This window comes from Novosphingobium indicum (assembly GCF_014645195.1).
GTDB classification, from domain to species: Bacteria; Pseudomonadota; Alphaproteobacteria; order Sphingomonadales; family Sphingomonadaceae; genus Novosphingobium; species Novosphingobium indicum.
Window position 1 is genome coordinate 1 of the sequence record NZ_BMLK01000060.1, and the last position, 5803, is coordinate 5803.

Here is a 5803-nt window from a genome sequence, read left to right on the forward strand (position 1 = left end):
GACGACGCCGGTTTCCACCGGTACCGAGGCGGTCGCCAACATAGACGGACAGCTAGTCCCCCGGGTCGCGAGAGACGGGGAACGATGGTTGTCCGCCAGTTCTTGTCTTGATGGCAGGGTGTTGGTGGTTCTTTGACATTGTAGGTTTTTGATGAAGGGACATGTGGGCGACGGCGCCCGGTCCGGGGGTCTTTGGGCTCCGGTAACCGGTATAGTCAGTCGATACCTTATATGTCCTTCGTATCCATACGTTTGACAAGTGCAGGTATCGGCTCCTGAAGTTCGGTGCGATTGCTTGGCTGGCCTTTATGGCTGGCGGCTTTTGTATCCGTGACACAAACTTGAGAGTTTGATCCTGGCTCAGAACGAACGCTGGCGGCATGCCTAACACATGCAAGTCGAACGAAGCCTTCGGGCTTAGTGGCGCACGGGTGCGTAACGCGTGGGAATCTGCCCTTGGGTTCGGAATAACAGTGAGAAATTACTGCTAATACCGGATGATGTCTTCGGACCAAAGATTTATCGCCCAGGGATGAGCCCGCGTTAGATTAGCTAGTTGGTGGGGTAATGGCCTACCAAGGCGACGATCTATAGCTGGTCTGAGAGGATGATCAGCCACACTGGGACTGAGACACGGCCCAGACTCCTACGGGAGGCAGCAGTGGGGAATATTGGACAATGGGCGAAAGCCTGATCCAGCAATGCCGCGTGAGTGATGAAGGCCTTAGGGTTGTAAAGCTCTTTTACCAGGGATGATAATGACAGTACCTGGAGAATAAGCTCCGGCTAACTCCGTGCCAGCAGCCGCGGTAATACGGAGGGAGCTAGCGTTGTTCGGAATTACTGGGCGTAAAGCGCGCGTAGGCGGTGACTCAAGTCAGAGGTGAAAGCCCGGGGCTCAACCCCGGAACTGCCTTTGAAACTAGGTCGCTAGAATCTTGGAGAGGCGAGTGGAATTCCGAGTGTAGAGGTGAAATTCGTAGATATTCGGAAGAACACCAGTGGCGAAGGCGACTCGCTGGACAAGTATTGACGCTGAGGTGCGAAAGTGTGGGGAGCAAACAGGATTAGATACCCTGGTAGTCCACACCGTAAACGATGATAACTAGCTGTCCGGGCTCTTGGAGTTTGGGTGGCGCAGCTAACGCATTAAGTTATCCGCCTGGGGAGTACGGTCGCAAGATTAAAACTCAAAGGAATTGACGGGGGCCTGCACAAGCGGTGGAGCATGTGGTTTAATTCGAAGCAACGCGCAGAACCTTACCAGCCTTTGACATCCTGGTCGCGGATTAGAGAGATCTTTTCCTTCAGTTCGGCTGGACCAGTGACAGGTGCTGCATGGCTGTCGTCAGCTCGTGTCGTGAGATGTTGGGTTAAGTCCCGCAACGAGCGCAACCCTCGTCCTTAGTTGCCACCATTTAGTTGGGCACTCTAAGGAAACTGCCGGTGATAAGCCGGAGGAAGGTGGGGATGACGTCAAGTCCTCATGGCCCTTACAGGCTGGGCTACACACGTGCTACAATGGCGGTGACAGTGGGCAGCGAGCACGCGAGTGTGAGCTAATCTCCAAAAGCCGTCTCAGTTCGGATTGTTCTCTGCAACTCGAGAGCATGAAGGCGGAATCGCTAGTAATCGCGGATCAGCATGCCGCGGTGAATACGTTCCCAGGCCTTGTACACACCGCCCGTCACACCATGGGAGTTGGTTTCACCCGAAGATCGTGCGCTAACCTTTTAGGGGGCAGCGAGCCACGGTGGGATCAGCGACTGGGGTGAAGTCGTAACAAGGTAGCCGTAGGGGAACCTGCGGCTGGATCACCTCCTTTCTAAGGATTTGGCCGAAAGCGCCGGTGCTCGTCATCGGAAGAGCTTCGTCCTCTCCAAAGAACATGCCGTCGTCCTCATGTCCCTTCATCACTGGAGATAGCACTCGCAAGAGTGCTGTACGCCTGAGCTGGCTCACGCCGCCCGCGGCCTTATGGCCTGCCTGGGTGCGGAAAGTGGGCCTGTAGCTCAGTTGGTTAGAGCGCACCCCTGATAAGGGTGAGGTCAGAGGTTCAAATCCTCTCAGGCCCACCACTTTCCTTGGTCAGATTGGCTAAAGGGGCCTTAGCTCAGCTGGGAGAGCACCTGCTTTGCAAGCAGGGGGTCATCGGTTCGATCCCGATAGGCTCCACCAGCCAATCAGACATGCAACTCCAGCGATGAAGTGAAACGATATTCCGGTCTTCGGACCGGATATGCGGGATTTGCCCGCTTCTTTGACATTGTGAATGGGTTTTTTAATCGATGCCGTGGCGCATCGTATCTGCCGGACGTCGGTAGATACATCGATGCGTTACATACAGATGTATATCTGGCTGAGATTTATTGTCCGCACCTGTTACAGCGCAGTCTTTATGCAGGGCTGTCGTTGATGGTGTGGATTCTCAAGCGTGAGGTAAGAGCATTTGGTGGATGCCTTGGCATGTACAGGCGATGAAGGACGTGGCACGCTGCGATAAGCGTGGGGGAGCTGTGAGCGAGCTTTGATCCCGCGATTTCCGAATGGGGAAACCCACCTTCACCATTTCTCTCGATGATTGGTTTTCCAGTTATTGAGTGAGGTGGATAAGGTATCACCGAAGTGAATATATAGCTTTGGTGAAGCGAACCCGGGGAACTGAAACATCTAAGTACCCGGAGGAAAAGACATCAACCGAGATTCCGTTAGTAGTGGCGAGCGAACGCGGACCAGGCCAGTGCTTCTTGTTCAACTAGCAGAACACTTTGGAAAGAGTGGCCATAGCGGGTGACAGCCCCGTATGCGAAAGCGAGACAAGAAGACTCGAGTAGGGCGGGACACGTGAAATCCTGTCTGAACATGGGGGGACCACCCTCCAAGCCTAAATACTCGTACATGACCGATAGCGAACAAGTACCGTGAGGGAAAGGTGAAAAGCACCCCGATGAGGGGAGTGAAACAGTACCTGAAACCGAATGCTTACAAGCAGTTGGAGCTCCTATAGGGAGTGACAGCGTACCTCTTGCATAATGGGTCAGTGACTTAATTTATCATGCGAGCTTAAGCCGTTAGGTGTAGGCGCAGCGAAAGCGAGTCTGAACAGGGCGACTGAGTATGATGAATTAGACCCGAAACCCGGCGATCTAGGCATGACCAGGTTGAAGGTGCGGTAACACGCACTGGAGGACCGAACCGTTGAATGTTGAAAAATTCTCGGATGAGTTGTGTTTAGGGGTGAAAGGCCAATCAAGCCGGGAAATAGCTGGTTCTCCGCGAAATCTATTGAGGTAGAGCGTCGGATGTATGCCGTTGGGGGTAGAGCACTGGATGGATGCGGGGGTCGCGAGATCTACCAATTCTAACCAAACTCCGAATACCAACGAGTCTTATCCGGCAGACAGACGGCGGGTGCTAAGGTCCGTCGTCAAAAGGGAAACAGCCCTAACCTACAGCTAAGGTCCCCAAGTCATCACTAAGTGGGAAAGCATGTGGGATTTCCAAAACAACCAGGAGGTTGGCTTAGAAGCAGCCATCCTTTAAAGAAAGCGTAACAGCTCACTGGTCTAAATAAGAGATCCTGCGGCGAAAATGTAACGGGGCTCAAGTGATGCACCGAAGCTTAGGGTTCAGAACTTTGTTCTGAGCGGTAGCGGAGCGTTCCGTAAGCGAGTGAAGCGGGAGGGTAACCGACCGTGGACGTATCGGAAGTGCGAATGCTGACATGAGTAGCGACAAAGAGGGTGAGATGCCCTCTCGCCGAAAGACCAAGGGTTCCTGCTTAAAGCTAATCTGAGCAGGGTAAGCCGGCCCCTAAGACGAGCCCGAAGGGGGTAGTCGATGGGAACCACGTTAATATTCGTGGGCCTGGAGATGTGTGACGGATCACGTGTGTTGTCTGACCTTATCGGATTGGTCAGGCTTCGAAGTGGTTCCAGGAAATAGCCTCTCCGTATAGACCGTACCCGAAACCGACACAGGTGGTCAGGTAGAGTATACCAAGGCGCTTGAGAGAAGTATCCTGAAGGAACTCGGCAAATTGCCTCCGTACCTTCGGAAGAAGGAGGCCCATGCATTGCGCAAGCAGTGTGTGGGGGCACAGGCCAGGGGGTAGCGACTGTTTAGCAAAAACACAGGACTCTGCTAAGTCGGCTTCAAGACGACGTATAGGGTCTGACGCCTGCCCGGTGCCGGAAGGTTAAGAGGAGGAGTGCAAGCTCCGAATTGAAGCCCCGGTAAACGGCGGCCGTAACTATAACGGTCCTAAGGTAGCGAAATTCCTTGTCGGGTAAGTTCCGACCTGCACGAATGGCGTAACGACTTCCCCACTGTCTCCAGGATATGCTCAGCGAAATTGAATTCTCCGTGAAGATGCGGAGTACCCGCGGTTAGACGGAAAGACCCCGTGCACCTTTACTGCAGCTTCAGAGTGGCATTGGAAAATTATTGTGTAGCATAGGTGGGAGGCTTTGAAGCGACGGCGCCAGCTGTCGTGGAGCCATAGGTGAAATACCACCCTGTGATTTTTTAATGTCTAACCTAGTACCGTTAGCCGGTACAGGGACCCTCTGTGGCGGGTAGTTTGACTGGGGCGGTCGCCTCCTAAAGAGTAACGGAGGCGCGCGATGGTAGGCTCAGGCCGGTTGGAAACCGGCTGCAAGAGTGCAATGGCATAAGCCTGCCTGACTGCGAGATTGACGAATCGAGCAGAGACGAAAGTCGGTCATAGTGATCCGGTGGTCCCTCGTGGAAGGGCCATCGCTCAACGGATAAAAGGTACGCCGGGGATAACAGGCTGATGATTCCCAAGAGCTCATATCGACGGAATCGTTTGGCACCTCGATGTCGGCTCATCACATCCTGGGGCTGGAGCAGGTCCCAAGGGTTTGGCTGTTCGCCAATTAAAGTGGTACGTGAGCTGGGTTCAGAACGTCGCGAGACAGTTTGGTCCCTATCTGCCGTGGGCGTCGATACTTGAGAGGAGTTGTCCCTAGTACGAGAGGACCGGGATGAACATACCTCTGGTGTACCTGTCGTGGCGCCAGCCGCGCAGCAGGGTAGCTATGTATGGAAGGGATAACCGCTGAAAGCATCTAAGCGGGAAGCCTCCCTCGAGATTAGGTATCATAGAGTCGTGATAGACCATCACGTTGATAGGCCGGGTGTAGAAGTGCGGTAACGCATGGAGCTAACCGGTCCTAATAACTCTGTTCATGCTTGATGAATCCCACCATCAATGACAGTCCTGCAACCGCAAGGCCGTCTGCGATGTCGGACAATAAGCCAGCCAGATACATCAAATTTGCACGGATACATCGATTAGAAACGCGCCAGCTCCATTGCTTGGTGACCATAGCGTCAGTGACCCACCCGATCCCATCTCGAACTCGGCCGTGAAACCTGACAGCGCCGATGGTACTTACGCTCAAGCGTTGGAAGAGTAGGACGTCGCCAGGCATTGAAGCCGGCGCGCTTCACAAAAAACCCATTCTCAATGAGAAGGCCCCAAAGGCCTCGAAAGGGCCCACAAAGGGCCCTTTTTGCGTCGCATCAAGACGCACCGGGTCAAGGTCCCGAAGCCAAAGGCTTCGCAAGGCCAAACGGCCGCCCGGACCGCCGTCAGGCGGGAGGATAGCCAAGGCTGCAAATGCAGCCGCCGGCGCCTGAGGCCAAAACATAGGTGACGCGGGGTGGAGCAGCCCGCCGTTCAGCCCGACAACGTCGGAATGAACAACAAAAAAACCTGCTGCCGGGCTGGCATGTCAGCCCTCAATGGTGACGCGGGGTGGAGCAGCCCGGTAGC

Annotated in this window: 2 tRNA genes and 3 rRNA genes; all 5 read left to right on the forward strand. The window is 54.4% G+C overall.

Annotated elements, in window-relative coordinates:
- Positions 1-337 precede the first annotated feature (337 nt).
- The 5 genes from IEX64_RS23755 (at position 338) to rrf (ending at position 5457) form a co-directional block, all read left to right on the forward strand.
- A 16S ribosomal RNA gene (locus tag IEX64_RS23755) occupies positions 338-1825 on the forward strand.
- Positions 1826-2001: 176 nt separating this feature from the next.
- Positions 2002-2078, forward strand: a tRNA-Ile gene (locus IEX64_RS23760).
- A gap of 24 nt (positions 2079-2102) precedes the next feature.
- Positions 2103-2178: transfer RNA gene (locus IEX64_RS23765), tRNA-Ala, on the forward strand.
- A 251-nt stretch (positions 2179-2429) separates the two neighbouring features.
- Positions 2430-5222: ribosomal RNA gene (locus IEX64_RS23770) — 23S ribosomal RNA — on the forward strand.
- A gap of 120 nt (positions 5223-5342) precedes the next feature.
- A 5S ribosomal RNA gene (rrf, locus tag IEX64_RS23775) occupies positions 5343-5457 on the forward strand.
- The 16S, 23S and 5S rRNA genes sit together here with 2 tRNA genes alongside, the layout of an rRNA operon.
- The last annotated feature ends 346 nt before the right edge of the window (positions 5458-5803 follow it).